The sequence below is a fragment of the Haloarcula sp. CBA1129 genome (assembly GCF_008729015.1).
Lineage (GTDB): Archaea > Halobacteriota > Halobacteria > Halobacteriales > Haloarculaceae > Haloarcula.
Genome location: NZ_RKSM01000001.1, coordinates 1,367,908 through 1,383,263 on the forward strand (window position 1 = coordinate 1,367,908; position 15,356 = coordinate 1,383,263).

The 15,356-nt window shown below is 61.6% G+C and carries 16 protein-coding genes; 5 read left to right on the forward strand and 11 right to left on the reverse strand.

All coding sequences use genetic code 11. The features are described from left to right. Entirely contained in the window at nucleotides 1-177 is a 177-nt protein-coding gene (locus Har1129_RS20495) for a hypothetical protein (RefSeq protein WP_191906131.1), read from the reverse strand. Nucleotides 178-344: 167 nt separating this feature from the next. Between Har1129_RS20495 and Har1129_RS06755 the strand changes: the two genes are divergently transcribed. Genes Har1129_RS06755 through Har1129_RS06770 form a run of 4 tightly spaced genes read left to right on the forward strand, consistent with a single transcriptional unit; the run spans nucleotide 345 to nucleotide 4,405 of the window. Further along, nucleotides 345-1,571 carry a halocyanin domain-containing protein gene (locus Har1129_RS06755; protein ID WP_151099965.1) on the forward strand — a complete coding sequence of 409 codons (1,227 nt, stop codon included), beginning with the start codon at nucleotides 345-347 and terminating at the stop codon, nucleotides 1,569-1,571. A gap of 4 nt (nucleotides 1,572-1,575) precedes the next feature. Beyond that, nucleotides 1,576-2,145 (forward strand): cytochrome c oxidase subunit II, encoded by a 570-nt coding sequence (locus Har1129_RS06760; protein ID WP_151099966.1) that lies wholly within the window; start codon nucleotides 1,576-1,578, stop codon nucleotides 2,143-2,145. Further along, nucleotides 2,145-3,833, forward strand: a complete 1,689-nt coding sequence (locus Har1129_RS06765) for a b(o/a)3-type cytochrome-c oxidase subunit 1 (RefSeq protein ID WP_151099967.1) — start codon at nucleotides 2,145-2,147, stop codon at nucleotides 3,831-3,833. The genes Har1129_RS06760 and Har1129_RS06765 overlap by 1 nt, the downstream gene beginning before the upstream one ends. 23 nt (nucleotides 3,834-3,856) lie before the next feature. Next, on the forward strand, nucleotides 3,857-4,405 hold the full coding sequence (locus Har1129_RS06770; RefSeq protein WP_151099968.1) for a hypothetical protein: 549 nt from the start codon (nucleotides 3,857-3,859) through the stop codon (nucleotides 4,403-4,405). A 5-nt stretch (nucleotides 4,406-4,410) separates the two neighbouring features. Here Har1129_RS06770 and Har1129_RS06775 read toward each other — a convergent pair whose 3' ends face one another. The 9 genes from Har1129_RS06775 to Har1129_RS06815 all read right to left on the reverse strand — a co-directional run bounded on the left by Har1129_RS06775 (nucleotide 4,411) and on the right by Har1129_RS06815 (nucleotide 14,189). Further along, nucleotides 4,411-5,673 (reverse strand): zinc ribbon domain-containing protein, encoded by a 1,263-nt coding sequence (locus Har1129_RS06775; protein ID WP_151099969.1) that lies wholly within the window; start codon nucleotides 5,671-5,673, stop codon nucleotides 4,411-4,413. Between the two features lie 40 nt (nucleotides 5,674-5,713). Continuing rightward, the gene (locus Har1129_RS06780) at nucleotides 5,714-6,856 is read right to left on the reverse strand and encodes a zinc ribbon domain-containing protein (protein WP_151099970.1); all 1,143 of its coding nucleotides are present in this window, start codon (nucleotides 6,854-6,856) and stop codon (nucleotides 5,714-5,716) included. A 60-nt stretch (nucleotides 6,857-6,916) separates the two neighbouring features. Beyond that, entirely contained in the window at nucleotides 6,917-8,125 is a 1,209-nt protein-coding gene (locus tag Har1129_RS06785) for a PP2C family serine/threonine-protein phosphatase (RefSeq protein ID WP_151099971.1), read from the reverse strand. Next, nucleotides 8,122-9,360, reverse strand: coding sequence for an FHA domain-containing serine/threonine-protein kinase (locus tag Har1129_RS06790; protein ID WP_151099972.1), 1,239 nt, complete (start codon nucleotides 9,358-9,360; stop codon nucleotides 8,122-8,124). Before Har1129_RS06790 ends, Har1129_RS06785 begins: the two co-directional genes overlap by 4 nt. Nucleotides 9,361-9,416: 56 nt before the next feature. Next, nucleotides 9,417-10,601 carry a VWA domain-containing protein gene (locus Har1129_RS06795; RefSeq protein ID WP_151099973.1) on the reverse strand — a complete coding sequence of 395 codons (1,185 nt, stop codon included), beginning with the start codon at nucleotides 10,599-10,601 and terminating at the stop codon, nucleotides 9,417-9,419. A gap of 132 nt (nucleotides 10,602-10,733) precedes the next feature. Beyond that, nucleotides 10,734-11,336: a hypothetical protein gene (locus Har1129_RS06800; protein WP_151099974.1), complete on the reverse strand. Its 603-nt coding sequence runs from the start codon at nucleotides 11,334-11,336 to the stop codon at nucleotides 10,734-10,736. Then, nucleotides 11,326-12,441: a DUF3179 domain-containing protein gene (locus Har1129_RS06805; RefSeq protein ID WP_191906192.1), complete on the reverse strand. Its 1,116-nt coding sequence runs from the start codon at nucleotides 12,439-12,441 to the stop codon at nucleotides 11,326-11,328. The genes Har1129_RS06800 and Har1129_RS06805 overlap by 11 nt, the downstream gene beginning before the upstream one ends. A 109-nt stretch (nucleotides 12,442-12,550) precedes the next feature. Continuing rightward, nucleotides 12,551-13,189, reverse strand: coding sequence for an alpha/beta hydrolase (locus Har1129_RS06810; RefSeq protein WP_151099975.1), 639 nt, complete (start codon nucleotides 13,187-13,189; stop codon nucleotides 12,551-12,553). Nucleotides 13,190-13,355: 166 nt separating this feature from the next. Continuing rightward, nucleotides 13,356-14,189, reverse strand: a complete 834-nt coding sequence (locus Har1129_RS06815) for a VOC family protein (protein ID WP_151099976.1) — start codon at nucleotides 14,187-14,189, stop codon at nucleotides 13,356-13,358. A 285-nt stretch (nucleotides 14,190-14,474) separates the two neighbouring features. On the opposite strand from Har1129_RS06815, the gene Har1129_RS06820 reads away from it, so the two are divergent. Then, the gene (locus tag Har1129_RS06820) at nucleotides 14,475-14,711 is read left to right on the forward strand and encodes a UPF0058 family protein (protein WP_004592453.1); all 237 of its coding nucleotides are present in this window, start codon (nucleotides 14,475-14,477) and stop codon (nucleotides 14,709-14,711) included. A 136-nt stretch (nucleotides 14,712-14,847) separates the two neighbouring features. On the opposite strand, the gene Har1129_RS06825 is transcribed toward Har1129_RS06820, so the two are convergent. After that, nucleotides 14,848-15,321: a DUF555 domain-containing protein gene (locus tag Har1129_RS06825; RefSeq protein ID WP_151099977.1), complete on the reverse strand. Its 474-nt coding sequence runs from the start codon at nucleotides 15,319-15,321 to the stop codon at nucleotides 14,848-14,850. Between the last annotated feature and the right edge of the window lie 35 nt (nucleotides 15,322-15,356).

Consider the following 15,356-nt stretch of genomic DNA (forward strand, 5'->3'; position numbering starts at 1 on the left):
TCAGACGGTACGCGACTCTGTTGGTTGTGTCATCCAGAACAGACTGCCGGCAATGATGATGACGCTGACCAGCGAGAGTGCAACGATGGAGCGTCCGGTTCCCTGCATGTAGTACGCGACAGGTGCGAGTCCGAGCAGCGCCAGCAACGTTACGAGCCGAGGGCTTGACGCAGACATGTCTGGCCGTACGTTAGAGGGATTATAAAAAGAAACGGGTCGTTCCTGCCGGCTGAAAACACCATCAGGGGTTTTTTTAGGTAATCTGCTATTCTCCCAGATATGGTACGGCACGAAGCCAGAAGCAGTCAGCTGCCGGATTCGCACGACGCGGTGGGGGTGCGACGATGGCGCTGAGTCGGCGACAGTTCGTCGGTGCCGCGGCCGGGACAGCGGCGCTGGCCGCGACCGGCACGGCGACAGCACAAGAGGAACCGGACTACGGCGGCTGGTTCGACGACGTCTCGAACTACGATGGAACCGTCGACAAGCGAGGTCAAGACTCTGTTACAATCACCGTCGGCGCGCAGGGCAACAACGGCGCGTTCGCCTTCGACCCGCCGGCAGTAATGGTCAACCCGGGCACAGAGGTTGTCTGGGAATGGAACGGCGAAGGCGGCGGCCACAACGTCGTTTCGGACGGCGACGGGCCGCTTGACTCAGGCAGCCCGGTCAGCGAGGCCGGAACGACCTACAGCCACACCTTCGAGTCAGAGGGGCTGTTCAAGTACGTCTGTACACCCCACAAAACGCTCGGCATGAAAGGCGCAATCGTCGTTCGGCCCGGCGGCGGTAGCTCCGGCGACGGGGGTTCCGGCGGCCAACAGCAACAGGGACCACCCGCAAACCCGGACTACGGCGGCTGGTTCGACGACGTTTCGAACTACAACGGAACGACGGTCGACAGAACCGATGCCGACAGCGTCGAGATATCAGTCGGCGCACAGGGCAACAACGGCGCGTTCGCCTTCGACCCGCCGGCAGTCCGGGTAACACCCGGGACCGAAGTGACGTGGACATGGACCGGTGAAGGCGGCGGCCACAACGTCGTTTCGGACGGCGACGGGCCGCTCGACTCGGGCGACCCCGTCAGCGAATCCGGGACCACCTACAGCCATACCTTCGAAGAGATGGGCGTGTACAAGTACGTCTGTACACCCCACAAAACGCTCGGCATGAAAGGCGCCGTCGTTGTCGGCGGCCCGCTCGGTGGCAGCGGTGGCAGCGGCGGCGGACAGGAGGGCGGCGGTATCGAGCTCTCCGGCCCGCAGTGGCTCCTTTCAGGCTCGGTCCTGTTGGCGTTCTTCTCGCCGCTGTTGTTCGCAGTCGCGATGCGACGCCGCCAGAACGGGCGACCGCCACAGACGGGTGGGGGTGGCGAGCTACAGCGGGCGACCGGCCCGGAGCCGGTTGAAGAGGCTGCGGAAACGGAACCGGCTGTCGAGCTGGGCCACGACGAGTACGACCCGAAGGGAACGGCGGCGCTGGTCGCCTTCTACTTCGTGTTGATCGGCCTGCTGTGGGTGTTCATGTACTTCGTCGAGTTCCTCGGCCGTGTCTCAATAATCGGGTGATACCATGCAGGTTCATAGATTCGAAAAAGTCTGGCTCGGTGCAGCGATACTGCTCATCGTCGGATTCATCGCCACCATCGCCTACGGTTCGGTCGGCGTCGGTGTCGGAATGGTCGACGATTCGGGCGGACAGATCAGCGCACAGGCGGTACAGAACGGTAACACTGGAACCCCATTTGACGACCCCGGCGTCGTCAAAGAGGACGGTCAGTACGTCGTGTACGTCGTCGCCCGGCAGTTCCAGTTCGTGCCCGGCAGCGGGGACACACCGGTCCGTGTGCCCGCGGGGGCGAACGTCACGTTCAGAGTAACCAGTGCCGACGTGGTACACGGTTTCTCCGTTGTCGAGACCAACATCAACACGATGGTCATTCCGGGGCAGGTCTCGGAAGTCTCGGCCCGGTTCAACGAGCCCGGCACCTACGGGCTTATCTGTCACGAATACTGCGGGGCGGCCCATCACACGATGGGCGGTTCCGTCGAAGTCGTCCCGCCGGAGGAGTACGATATGCAGCAAGAGAATATCGAACAACCCGAAGATGATGCACAGGCCCAACAGGAGGCGGATCAGTAATGGTGTTCGTCGACTCCTATCCGAAAACGTCGAAGCTCGTCCGTAGCGAGTTCCTCGTGTCGTTCGTCGCCCTCGGAATCGGTGCGTTGTTCGGCGTCATTCAGGCGCTCCATCGAACCGGCGTGTTCCGGGGCTTCGTCAGTTCGGCCGACTACTACACGATTCTGACGGGCCACGGCGTCCTGCTGGCGCTTGTGTTTACCACGTTCTTCATCGCGGGACTGTTCGCATGGGCTGTCGCCAACAGTCTCGAACGGGAGCTGCCACAGCGCATCTCTTGGTCGGCCTTCTGGATAATGCTCACGGGGACAGTGCTCGCGGCCGTGTCCATCATCGGCGGCATTGTCGGCTCCCCAACGATTCTGGGTCACGACCTCGAAGCCGACGTGCTGTTTACCTTCTACGCACCGATGAAGGCACATCCGGCGTTCTACATCGGCGCTGCGCTCATCATCGTCGGCTCGTGGGTCGCCGGCCTCGCGTACTTCAAGTCCCTGTGGGACTGGCGCTCGGAGAACCCAGACGAACGTATTCCGTTGCAGACGTTCATGGTTCTGACGACGATGCTGATGTGGTACGTCTCCACCATCGGCGTCGCCGTTGAAGTCGTCGCCTTCCTCATCCCGTGGTCGCTCGGACTCATCCAGAACGTCGACCCACTGCTGACGCGGACGCTGTTCTGGTACTTCGGCCACCCGGTCGTGTACTTCTGGCTCATGCCGGCGTACCTCGTCTGGTACACTATTCTGCCGAAGTTGGCCGGCGGACGACTGTTCAGTGACCCGCTGGCCCGCGTGGTCTTCGTCGCCTTCCTGCTGCTGTCGACTCCAGTCGGTTTCCACCACCAGTACACCGACCCCGGCATCCCATCGGGATATAAATTCATCGCGATGACGAACACGATGTTCTTGCTGTTGCCCTCGCTGTTGACCGCGTTCACCGTGGTCGCCTCAGTTGAACACGGCGCTCGCCAGCGGGGTGCAAAGGGCTACCTCTCTTGGCTTCGGAATCTGCCGTGGGGCAAGCCGGCCTTCGCCGGCTGTATGCTCGCCGGCCTGATGTTCGCCGCGGGAGGCTTCTCCGGCATGATCAACGCCGGGATGAACATCAACTACCTCATCCACAACACCATCTGGGTGCCCGGCCACTTCCATCTCACCGTCGGGACTGCGTTCGCGCTGACGGCGATGGCTATCAGCTACTGGCTGGTCCCACAGATTACCGGGAAGAAACTCCGGCAGCGCAGTATCGCTGTGCTCCAGCCATACGTCTGGTTCGTGGGCATGGCAGTGATGTCGAACGCAATGCACCGTGCGGGCCTCGCCGGCATTCCACGACGGACTGCCGAGCCGACGTACGACGAGTTCGCCTTCGAGGGCGTCGCCGGAACGGTCGGTGAAATGCGAATCCAGATAGCTATCGGCGGCTTCCTGCTGTTCGTCGGCGCGGCGATGTTCCTCATCGTCATGGCCGACACCCTGCTCGCTCGCCGTGGCGGGACGCTGTCGGTCAACGGCAACATCCCGGAGCCGCTGTCCGGCGCGGACCACAGCCCACGGATTCTGGACAACTACAAGCTCTGGACGGCGATTGCCCTGCTGCTCATCGTCATCGCCTACGGGCCGCCACTTGCCAGCATGGTCGCTGACGGCCTGTTCGCGCCCGGTAGCCCGCCGATCCCGGTCTAACACCACTTCACTACGCTTTCATCATGTTCGACGACGTCGACGGTCCGGAGCAGAAAACGCTGCTACGACTCCTCATCATCGCCGGAATCGGCATCCCGATCCTCATCGAAGTCGTTACCTTCGGGAGTATGATGGGGCACCACTTGATCGGTGACGCCGGGGACGAGGCGGTCCCCGAAACGCCGACTGCGGAGTCGGCCGGTGTCGGCGTCGGCGACCCGATTCTCGACTCCTCCGCAGTCGCAGCCCGCATCGATTCGGCATCTGTCGTCACTGCGGACGAGGGGTGGCGATTCACGCTCGCGGTGAACGTGACGAACACCGGGTCAGATCCCGCGGCAGTTCGACTCGACAGCGTCACGACCCGCAGCGGAGAGACGGTTGCGGAAGCCGCAAGCACTGGGAAGCTACCGGCGGGACAAGCTGACGACGTGACCAAGTCGTGGCTGCTTCCCCCCGGCGAACGTCCGGACACCGTTTCTGTAACGGTGTTCGTGTATCCGGATGAGTCGGAAACGCAATCGACACAATACACCGTTGCGCTCGGTGATATCCCCGTTTCGAACCGCTGACCGCCTCACCCGTCGACGGGGTCGCCACAAGACGGGCAGGTGTCAGCGTCGGGCGGGAGCGACTCGCCGCACTCGCTACAGTACGACTGTCCGCTGTTGCGGTCGCCCGGCGTGAAGACGGACGTATCGTCCATCCACGCTTCATCGGTCGCCGAGGCAGGCTCATTTGTATCGCCCGTCTCCGATTCCGTATCTGTACCACTGTCGGTGGCCGCCGTCTCCGGTTGTGCAGCATCGTCCGACAGCTGCGCGGTGTCCTGTACCGATTCGTGAGCGGGCGGTTCCGTCGTGGGGGCCTCGTCGGGCGAGAACACGCGTGTCCCGGTGTGCCCCGGTGGCTCTGCGTCGCTGTCAACATCTTCGGCGGCAGTCCCGTCCTCAGTCTGTTCACCGGAATCCGGTGTGGCGTCGACAGCCCGTTCGGTGGCTGAACTCTCGTCGCCGTTTTGCACTACCCCAACTGGTGGCATGATCGGGAACCGCTGGTCTGGACGGCGGTGCGGGTTCGAAAGCGGTGCGCGGATTCTGACGACGGTTCCAGCGAGCAATTGAACGAAGAGGTACGCGCTCGCCAGCACGCCGGGGACCGCGATGAAGAGAGCTGTGGCTTGGGACGGCCGGACGCCCAGCAACTGGAGCGCTGTCTCAGCTATGGGACCGACGCCGGCCCGCGCCAGCCACGGGGAGAGCGCCGACGAAACGCCGGATGCGGTGCCCATCTGGAGCACCCATCCAGTACTGAGAGAGACCGCACTCACACACACCAGCAGCGACAGAAGTGGAGGGACTGAAAGTGTGTACACGCGGTGTCCGTAGGCGACGGTCCGGACAACCAGATGCACTGTTCCGAAGAATGCAACCACCGTGAGCAGGCGCTGCTGGCCGAGAATGAGACTTCCCAGCAGGCAGCCGAGGAGGACAGTGCCGGGGAGAACGAGCAACAGGCTCGGATGGTCCAGCCGATACGCCTCAACAAGGTTGCCGTAGCTGTTCCGAAGCCGTCGGTTGACGAGCACGACGGTCGCCAGTGAGGGACTGAGGAGCCAGAGACCCGCGGCGAGCACAGTACGCAGCGAGACAGTTTGGCCAGCAAGTGTCACGGGAACAGTACGTTCGAGTCCCGGGACCTGCGTCAACAGCAGTCCCGTCGCGAGTACCCAGCCACTGTAGACGAGCCATGCTATGCCCACACCGACAAACAGCCAAGATTCAGCTCGTAATAGTGCGGCGGATTCGCGGAGTTCCAACCCCAGTCGACCACGCTGCATCAGCCTGATGTTTCCCGACCGACCGCTTAACTGTGGGTGGTCACGCCGCCAGAATTGTCATCGTGATGACACCGGATAGTTCGAGTTCATCGCCCAGTTGGATCGGTTCCCGGTCGCCTTTCTTCAGTTGGGTCTCGTTCAGCCGCGTCGGGTTGTCCCCGAGGTCAACCAAATAGTACCCATCCGGTTGACGGTCGAACCGGACGTGTTCCCGGTGGATCCGAACCGCCTCGTCTTCCGGTCGGCCGGCGTCCAGTAGCGCCGCCCGGATTTCCCGGCCGATGCGGTCCCCGTCTTCGACAGTGATGTCACGACCCTCGACCGAAAGAACGAGTTTGTCCGGGACCGTCGCGTCGTCGGTGGACTGTGACGCGAGTGTGTCGACGGCGTTGCCCGTGGCTGCTGACTCACTCGCTGTCTCGTCAGTGGTCGACGACCCTGCCGAGTCAGCCGTCGACGTGTCGCTCTCGCCGCGATGCGCGTCCAAGTCCTCCCCACAGTTGACACAGAAACTGGCATCGTCATCGACAGCGGTGTCACAGGACGGGCACGCGTCAAGCGACCCGTCGTCTCCCGGTGTGATGTCCTGTACGTCGGCACCGCAGGAAACACAGAAATTTGCGTCGGCGTCGAGTTCCTGATCACAGTCCGGGCAGGTAATCGTCGCCGTATCGTCGTCTGCCTCGGGGGTTTCGTCGGATGTCTCGGTATCCCCATCGGAGTCACTACTGGCCTGATCCGGGACATCATCCGGTTCGTCGGGCTCCTCCCCAGCGTTCGGCTCAGTTCCGTTTTCGGCCTCGGTGTCAGCTGTAGTTTCGTGTTCCGCCGCCGTCTCTGCCGTCCCCATCCTCTCTTCTCCGGCCTCGACTGCCCCAGTGTCTGAGACCGCATCGACCGCTGCTTCGTCGTCGCTATCATCGTCGACGGTGGACTCAGCTGGGGTCTCGGCTTCGTCGCTAGTCCCTCTCGGCTGACCATCCGCCGACCCCGGCTCGTCCGTTCCTTCCGGTATCAGGTCGGCGTCGTCCGGCACCCCATTGCCGGTGTCAAAATCAGCGGCGCTTTCGTCAGTGTGTTGCCACTCACCACAGTCCGGGTTTGTGCACCATCCGCCCGCGACTGTCGGATCGAAGTTCTCGTCGCATATGGGGCATTTTACCGTGCGGTCGGATTCAGGCATGGGTTTCGTTAGGCTCTACAGAATCGAGAAATAAAATACTTGTCCCACGAAAATTTCCTTCTACTCATCTGTCATAATAACGGTATCTCGTTCGGAAATGTCGATGTCAGGGTCGATATCTCGAACTGGCATCCCGCCGTCTTCCGGCGTTTCCGGGAGCGCACTGTCAGCGAACAGTAGAACGGAGATATTGTCCTTCCCGCCCCGGTCGTTCGCCAAGGACACGAACTCCTGACTTGCCGCGTCGAGGGACGCTGCATCGAGGACCACGTCACGGATCTCGTCATCGGTGACCACCGCTTCGCGGATGCGCTCGGCTACCGAGTCGGCGTGGTCCGAATCGACGTATTCCTCGTACAGGTCCGGCGCGTCGGTCTGTGCGTCAATGAGACCGTCGCTGGTCGCCAACACCGTGTCTTCCGCGTACAGTCTGACCGTTCGCGTGTCCACCCCGACAGTCGCCTCGTCGGGGTCCTCGTAGCCGGACCCGCCCAGCGCGCGGGTGATTTCGTTCCCGTTGGGGTGGACGTGGGCCTCGACGGGGTCGATTTCGTCGCTGTCGACCCACTCCTGAACGACCGCGTGGTCTCTGGTCAGCGGCGAAATCGTCTCGCGGGCACTGTTGACGACGTAGGCCCGGCTATCACCGACCCAGCCGTAATGGAGTTTGCCGTCGGCGTATATCCCCGCGACGACCGTCGTATAGGATTGGGTCCCGGTCTCGTTTGCGTACCGGATGATCTCGCGGTGAGCTGCTGTAATCGCCTCTGCCACGGCGGTTTCGAGCTCCCGCTCGCCGGGCGGATCCGGAAGCACGTCACGGGCTACATCGACATCGAAGCCGCCGGGATAGCTCCGGGCCGTTCGAATCGCCACGGGAGCAAGGTGTTCGGCCACGACAGTCGTCGTGATGTACGACGCGATGTCGCCGGCATCGTGTCCGCCAGCACCGTCGGCGACCACGAACACGCCGGCCGAACGGTTCATCGGCTGTCTGTTGCTGTCAGTGTCGGGCGTATCCGCGTCGTCAGCGTCAGAAGGGTCCCTGTCGTCACCGGCGTCAGCCGCCGGCCCGGTATCGGATGATTCGTCTGTCGCGTTCGCTGTCTCGTCACCGTCTGCCGTGGCCGGGTTCTGCGACTGCGGTCTATCCTGCCCCCGGTAACCATCGCGATGCCCCTCCTCGAACACCGTCAGAGAGACGCTGTCCTCGTTGATACCCTGTCCTCGCTTCCTGTCGCCGATGTCGTAGTTCGTGCTGTATCTCATGACTCCTCCGGATGGAACTCGAACGTGACCCCGTAGGTCGGGTGGACCAGCGACACCAGATCGCCGTCAGTGAGTGTGACCGACTCGGGGGGAACGTTGCCGTGCCTGTCGGTCGGGTCCTCGCCCTCGGAGCGCAGACGGTTACGTCCGGGCGCGGAGAGGACCCGCTGCCAGCCGGCCCCTTTCTGGACGAACGTCCCGTTGAGACTCCGGTCGTGGAGAGACCACTCGCCGTCCTCGATGTCGAACTGTACTTGCACCGACGAGATGTACTCACCCTGTGGGTCTTCGATGGTTATCGATGCTGGGGGACCGCTCGCGCCCTGTCGCCCGATAGTATCGCCCGGTTCGACGGTGAACTGCCTGTCCGCCTGAATGTACGTCACTGACGCCGTCGCGGGCGGCGTTGGATCACGCCGCTCAAGTACCTCCTTGAGGACCGTCGCGTTCCGGTATCGGTCGCGGTAATGCGACTGCGTGGCCCGTTCGACGATTTCAGCCAGATAATCGTCGCAATCGGCCCCGAACGCCTGTGGATTCACGCCGTCTTTCTTCGGGACGCTCCCCTTGAGCAGGAACAGGAGTATCTTCCCGATAGAGTACACGTCCGACCACGGTCCCTGCCGAACGTCGGTTCGGCTAGCTTCGGCGACTTCGCGGGGCTTGAACGGCCCCAGAATCGTCGTCCCGGTGTTCCCGGAGGACGGATCCTCGGTGGCATCGAAGCCCGTTGCCGTGTTGAAATCGATGAGTGTGGGCGTGATATCGGGTGTGAGCATCACGTTCTCCGGTTTCAGGTCCCGGTAGACGATCTCGTTCTCGTGGAGGAAGCCCATCGCGTCACAGAGGTCGATGCCGATCTGGCGGACCTGCTCACTGTCGTCGATTGGCCCGTGCTGGTCGATGACCTCGTCGAGCTCGATCCCGTCGACGATGAGCTGGACGACCAGAAACGGAACGTCACGTTCCGTGACCTGATCGTAGTAGTCCATCACGTTCTCGTGGCCACCAGCCCGGCGGATTCGCTCCAGCGAGCCGACCTCCTTTTTGAAGTACTCTTCGATGATATCGGGGTCGTTCTGGGACTCAGTGTAGTTCGGGTATTTGACGGCGACCGCCTCACCCGTCTCGGTGTCCCGTGCGCGGAACGCCTTCGCGAATCCCCCCTTACCGAGGAACTCTTCGAGTTCGTACTGGCCGGCGATGACATCACCGCTCTCAGGTTCCCAGTTCATGAATCACCCGTTTCTCCGGCCAGTAGCGGCCCTGCCGACACTGCAGGTTGGGACGGTCACTTCTGGATTCCCTCGTCAGTGACGATTTTCGTCGCCTTGTTCTGCTCCTTGCGCCCACCCTCCATCACGATACGCGTCTCCCGCTCTGCTGTCTGGACAGCCTCGGTGTCCTCGCCGTGGATACGCGTCATTCGCTCCAGTTGCGTCTGTGCTTCGGCGACATTGCCCTTGCCGAGTTCCGTCTTGATAACGGTCTGCCGGTGGTCCACGTCGACCTGTTCGTTGTGTTCGGCCAGTTTCGCCTCATCGTCGGTGTAGTCGACGGTGATTGATTCCCGCGTCGTCTCGCCGCCGGCAGACAGCGAGACATCCGCCAGAGACACAGCGTCTTGGGGGTCATTGGGCGGTGCGTGTATCTTCAGCACGACCCGCTGGGTCTCCCGGTCGAGCAGGTCGGGCAGCGGCACGACGGCCGTGTTGTCCTCCCAGTTGGGATCCACGGACTGCGTCTGTGGGAGCGAGCGGTACACTTCGCTCACCTCGACGCCGTCGGCCACGTCAAGTTCGAGACGGGCGTCGGGAGCGACAACGGTCCCGGCCTCCTCGACTGCGTCGCCGAAGAACGACTCGATGTCACCGGCGGCGTCCAGATGTGTCCACTCGCCGCGGGCAACGGTACCGAGCGTCCGGATCGTCTCCTCGCGGTAGTCGCTCCCGATGCCGGCTGCCTTGATTCTGATCCCCTCGGTGTCGATTTCGCGTGCTAGCGTCCCGAACGCTTCCGGGTCGTGAGAGTTGTCCTTCCCGTCAGAGAGGAGCAGGACCCGCCGAGCAGTGTTGTCGTCGGTCGGTAAATCCTGCAGGGATGCCTTCGCTTCCAGCAGGCCACTGTACATGTCAGTGCCCCCACCGGCGGAGATGTCAGCGACCGCGTTCACTGCCGTTTCGCGTGAAATGGTTCCCCACCGCGTCGGCGCAAGTACCGTCGTGACCTCGTTGTCGAAGGCGATGATCGAGATGTAATCGTCCTCGTCGAGGAGTCCGAACACCCATTCAGCGCCAGCGCGGGCCTGCTCGATGTCGTCGCCGGCCATCGACCCACTGGCGTCGATGCAGAGGGCAATCTGTCGCGTGGGTGATTCCTCCAGCCGTCCGGGCTCGACTTCGATCTCAGCGGTCAGTTTCGCCCCGCCCGTCGGCACGTAGGGTCGGTTGACCTCGCTCACGACAGTAGCGGTCATACTGGTAGATGGGTCGTACGGAGTAGTTATATGTTTCCCTCAGATCGAGGGAAAAAAGTTCCAGCCACTATCTGACCCGGTAGTCTCTAGCTACTATCCGTCCCCAGTAGTAGGCACTATTTATGATGCCAGTCACGCTGGCTCGACTCGACTACCGACCCAGAGAAGGGTTCCGAGCAGTGCGACGACACTTAGAGGGAGGAGCCACTGGAACACCAAGAGCAGTCCAGCGCTTGCCTGAACGCCGACAACGAGTAGGATAGTGGGCCCACAGCAGGCGAACCCGGAGAGTAGTCCCGGCAGTCCCGACGCGACCCCGGCTCCCGGACCGAGGCGGCAGGCCGTCGGACCACGCCATGCGACGACAGAAACGGCAAGGTTGAGTCCGATCAACAGCGCCAGAACACCACCGAGTAGCATGTTCAGCGGTGAGACGAGCAGTTCAACCGGGCCGACAACGACTAAGCCAATCGGTTCCCACTGAAACGGCCCGACCTGCCGGAACGCACGGGTAAACGGGTTACTGACAACAGAAACCTCGTAGGCCGATGGGCCGAGGCCGAGATGTCTGAGCCCAGCGAGATACAGCAGGAAGTACGCGAGTCCCGACAGAACCAAGATCGCCTGTCCGTCGCGGCGGGTGAGCGCCCCGCTGACCGCACCCACAGTGTTCCGAAACAAGCGGTGGATGCTGGCAGCCACGCCTGCCCTGCCGGTCGGACTGTCAGTTGACATATCCTCCCTCCGGATAGAAGCCGGCCCAAGCGAACCACATCGCGTCGAAGGACAGCGAACGGTCCAGCGGGAGCAAATCGGCATCATATACCGTCCCGTCAACCGTATAGCCGTCGGCCGACGCCTCGACCGTCGTTGACTCCGGGTTCGCGTACACGTAGCCGGTCGCTAAGTCGGTATCAGCGACGGCGACATACGGTGTATCGTCAATTCGACCGGTCAGCACGCGGTGGCTCAGCAGCGTTTCCTTATCGAATGCAAGCGCCCCGCTTTCCGTCCGAGTTCCGACGACGACGGCCTTCGGGTGAGCGCGACCGTCGCCTTGCAGGGGTTCAAACAGCGTCCGCGTACTCGAATAGTAGCCGCGCTTCTCGTTATACTGGCCGTAGGGATCAACGCCGTAGCGACGCGAGAAGCCCGTGTCTTCGGTGAGCACATTCGTCTCTGGGTAGGCACTGGACCAGCGGCTCCATGTCGTCCAAAAGACCCGAAATTCTCGCAACGATTCGCCAGTTAGTGGGCCCCTAATTGCCGTCGCCAACATCTGTGGCCACCAACTATCGGTGCCCCGGTCGTACATCGTCAAGTTCGAATTCACCAGTCGACCGGAGACACCGAACTCCACCGATCCACGCTCGAACCCCTGAGCGGTGCCCGTCAGCGGACAGTATGTCACAGCGATAGAGTCGCCGGCGATGGTGTCGTTCACGATTTCATGATGGACGAGAATGTACTGTGGATAGGCTTTCGCCGCCCCGTCGCGGACCACGCCGAATACTGGGTCGTCCGGAGCCAGTATTTCTGGAGGTGTGTCAGCGAACGTCGGGTCGTCGATAGCCGGAATGCCGTCTTTGGGGACGCCGCCGCTGACGACGTTCTCTTCGAGCATCCCGAGTTCGTAGTCCAGATGCAGACGGCTATCAGCTATCGGGGGCTTCGGTCCGTCGCTTTGGGCAGTGGCTGCCGGTGGCGTCTCAGTGCCGACATCGGACCCGGCTGCCGCAGTTGACCCAGAATGTGAACCGTCATCTCCCGCGCAGCCTGCACCGCCGAGTATCACACCGGCACCAACCGTCGCGAGAAGCCGGCGGCGGGAAAGGTCCATGCCATGTGTAACCATTCCAATTACTAAGTCTCGCGGTGAGGCGGCGGTAACTCCCTGTTCGGACACTCATCGAGGGGATTTCGGTGCACAGGCTACCCTGTCGAGTCGCCTAATTGACGAGGGTGGCGACCAGCGACGAGACGTACTCCAGTTCGTCCTCGTTCACGCCGTGCCCCATCCCCTCGTAGATTCGTTCCTCCACGTCCCCGTTCAGTTGCTCGAAGACCGAAGCCGTGACGTGTACGCGCTCTTCGGGGATATGCGGGTCGACATCGCTGCAGCCCAGAAACACCGGTGTTTCCTCGATGTCGCCCTCGTACTCGCTTTCGTCGATAGCCTCGCCGATGAGGCCGCCACTGAGGGCCACGAGACCGCCGTAGCGGTGTGGATTGCGGGCGACGAACTCACTCGCGAGACAGGCCCCTTGGGAGAAGCCCAGAACGAGCACGCGGTCGGTCGGAATCCCGGCTTCGTTGGCCTCGGTGACGGCGTCCTCGATAGCCTGCAGTCCCGATGTCCGGCCGGGTTCGTTCTGCTCGACCGGCGAGAGGAAGGAGTTGGGATACCATGTGTTGCGCGCGGCCTGCGGGGCAAGCAGTGCCAGCCCGTCCTGCTGGAACTCCGCCCCCATCTGGATGATGCTCCGGGCAGTCGCACCCCGGCCGTGGACCAGCACCGCCGCTGCACTCGCCTCCGAGAGCGCGGTTCCCGCGATCGCGCGCTGCTGGTCCTGATGGGGGCCGCTCATCGTTCGCCTCCCGATTGGTGGCTGGGTCCTGTCGCGCCTGTGCAATCGGTTTCTGTTCCCGGTTGGCCGACTTCGGAAGCTACCCACCGTGTCGTGTACATAGTACAGATAGCGCGCGAAGACACTTGACTGGGAACATCGGTCAATCGGTCGAAATATTCCGTGTTCAGGGCCGCAAGCGGAGTTCGATGTCGTCGCTGTCGCGCACTGTGAGACCGGTATCAGTTTCGGAGACAGCGTAGTCAGACCGACGGAGTCGCTTGCACACCGCATCGAGGGTTGCTTCGTCAGGGAGTCGAATCTCGAACCACGCCAGTCCTTGTCCGACGTGGGGCTTGGACCGCTGCTGCCAGACGTTGACTCCGATATGGTGGTGGTAGTCACCAGCCGCCAGAAACACGGCACCGTCGTACGTAGCCCTGACCCGCAATCCGAGTGCGTCGGCGTAGAACGACTTGGCCCTCTCCACTGACGAGACTTCCAGATGGACGTGTCCTACGTCGGACCCAGCGGGTAGCGACTGTTTACCAGCACCAGCAGCCGCGACTGCCTGCGTATCGAGAGGGTCCGTCACCATTTCGACGTGACCCGACGGCGTCTCCTCCCACGACGCCCGGGGGAAGTCACGATAAATTTCGACGCCGTTACCGGCCGGGTCCGACAGATACAGCGCCTCGCTGACGCCGTGATCCGAAGCGCCAGCGAGTGTCCACTTAGAGTTGATACGCTGGAGTGCGTCACCCAGCGCCGCTCGTGAGGGGACGCGAAACGCGACGTGATACAGCCCGGTCTCTGAAGCATCCCTCGCCGGTGCGTCTGGCTGATAGTTCAGAACCAGAAGCTCCTGACCACCCGTACCGAGGATCACTCGATCATCGCCTGAGTCCAGAACATGGAGACCGACAACATCACGGTAGAAATCGACAGCCGGTGGTAAGTCAGCAACAGTCAGTGCCACCCGGCCGATCTCGGTTTCCGATGAGAGGGGCGCTTGGTCCATACCGAGAGTAGGGGTAGACAGTCCATAATTCTGGGTGACAGTCGCAGAAGCCGGCAATGAGTGTGCGTCGACCGTGTTTGACTCGGCGTAACCTAATATCGAGAGATAGATCCCTGCTAGCACTAGACGGGGGCTTTGGAGAAATAGTAAAATTTAGCGCAAAATATACACAATATACGCCGCGCGGGGAATTATACATAAACTATTACGTATTACTAGTAGAGGCGTGTGTTAACCTTCATCAGAGTAGTACTATAACCTTCGAGTTGTTACCTTGGGTTGAATATGAAAAAGCAGGAGCTCATCCACCTTCACGGCCTGCTTGCACAGGTACAGAACCACTACGAAGCCGAATCCGGGACAGAAGTGGACCACGACGAATACGAGGAACTTGGTGTCAAGCCGACATCGATTCACAAGTCGAAAACAGACCACAAGGCCGCTGTCTTTGCGATTGCTGACGGTATTGCTTCTGAGATGGCTGACGAAACCAAAGAGCCTGTTTCTGCCGCCGCGGACTAACGGTTCTCCGTAGCTTCTACGCAGTTCTCCCAACGAGTAATGCCATTAGTGGTGGTGTACTGCTCGTCAGACAGACGTGATTAACCTGACAGATAAGAGAGGTATACAGACAGACTTCCGCCGCTCGGGAGTGTGTTTACTCGTCGATTAACTCCTCGAACTCGGGTAACACGTCATCGGATTCATCCGCAGACTGGTCCGACGACAAGTCGTCGGCCTCGGCTGCCGACTCCGTTGACGAGGACTCATCTTCTGTCGTCTCGTCGGACTCCTCCGGAATCTCCTCGATTTCGAGCACATCGAGCGGGATGTTCTCAAGGCGTTGCCCGATTTCCTTACGGGCGATCCGCGCGGCGTGTTCGTCCCGCTCGACGTTGAACACTGTCATCTCTAGTTCGAGCGCGACGAGACTCTCGTCGGCTGCGAGAAAAGCCGGCTCTAGGGTCTCACCGCAGTGCGGACAGTGCCGATCTCCCATGTTAATCTCGACGTAATTGAGGTCGGGGTTCAGCATTTCCCCCGTCTTCGAGATGGCAATGCGAACTGCCTCGTCTGCGGATGCTACGTCGTACACTGGGACTGCAGCCTCAACGACAACTCGGCAATTCATGCTAGTATGTTTGTTTTCCAATATAATGAAGGTTA

Coding starts and splice junctions, on each gene's coding strand:
- Har1129_RS06760 (WP_151099966.1), top strand. CDS start 1,576: ATGCAGGTTCATAGATTCGAAAAAGTCTGGCTCGGTGCAGCGATACTG.
- Har1129_RS06770 (WP_151099968.1), top strand. CDS start 3,857: ATGTTCGACGACGTCGACGGTCCGGAGCAGAAAACGCTGCTACGACTC.
- Har1129_RS06820 (WP_004592453.1), top strand. CDS start 14,475: ATGAAAAAGCAGGAGCTCATCCACCTTCACGGCCTGCTTGCACAGGTA.
- Har1129_RS06800 (WP_151099974.1), bottom strand. CDS start 11,336: ATGTCAACTGACAGTCCGACCGGCAGGGCAGGCGTGGCTGCCAGCATC.
- Har1129_RS06805 (WP_191906192.1), bottom strand. CDS start 12,441: ATGGACCTTTCCCGCCGCCGGCTTCTCGCGACGGTTGGTGCCGGTGTG.
- Har1129_RS06825 (WP_151099977.1), bottom strand. CDS start 15,321: ATGAATTGCCGAGTTGTCGTTGAGGCTGCAGTCCCAGTGTACGACGTA.
- Har1129_RS06810 (WP_151099975.1), bottom strand. CDS start 13,189: ATGAGCGGCCCCCATCAGGACCAGCAGCGCGCGATCGCGGGAACCGCG.
- Har1129_RS06785 (WP_151099971.1), bottom strand. CDS start 8,125: ATGAGATACAGCACGAACTACGACATCGGCGACAGGAAGCGAGGACAG.
- Har1129_RS06815 (WP_151099976.1), bottom strand. CDS start 14,189: ATGGACCAAGCGCCCCTCTCATCGGAAACCGAGATCGGCCGGGTGGCA.
- Har1129_RS06775 (WP_151099969.1), bottom strand. CDS start 5,673: ATGCAGCGTGGTCGACTGGGGTTGGAACTCCGCGAATCCGCCGCACTA.
- Har1129_RS06780 (WP_151099970.1), bottom strand. CDS start 6,856: ATGCCTGAATCCGACCGCACGGTAAAATGCCCCATATGCGACGAGAAC.
- Har1129_RS06790 (WP_151099972.1), bottom strand. CDS start 9,360: ATGAACTGGGAACCTGAGAGCGGTGATGTCATCGCCGGCCAGTACGAA.
- Har1129_RS06755 (WP_151099965.1), top strand. CDS start 345: ATGGCGCTGAGTCGGCGACAGTTCGTCGGTGCCGCGGCCGGGACAGCG.
- Har1129_RS06795 (WP_151099973.1), bottom strand. CDS start 10,601: ATGACCGCTACTGTCGTGAGCGAGGTCAACCGACCCTACGTGCCGACG.
- Har1129_RS06765 (WP_151099967.1), top strand. CDS start 2,145: ATGGTGTTCGTCGACTCCTATCCGAAAACGTCGAAGCTCGTCCGTAGC.
- Har1129_RS20495 (WP_191906131.1), bottom strand. CDS start 177: ATGTCTGCGTCAAGCCCTCGGCTCGTAACGTTGCTGGCGCTGCTCGGA.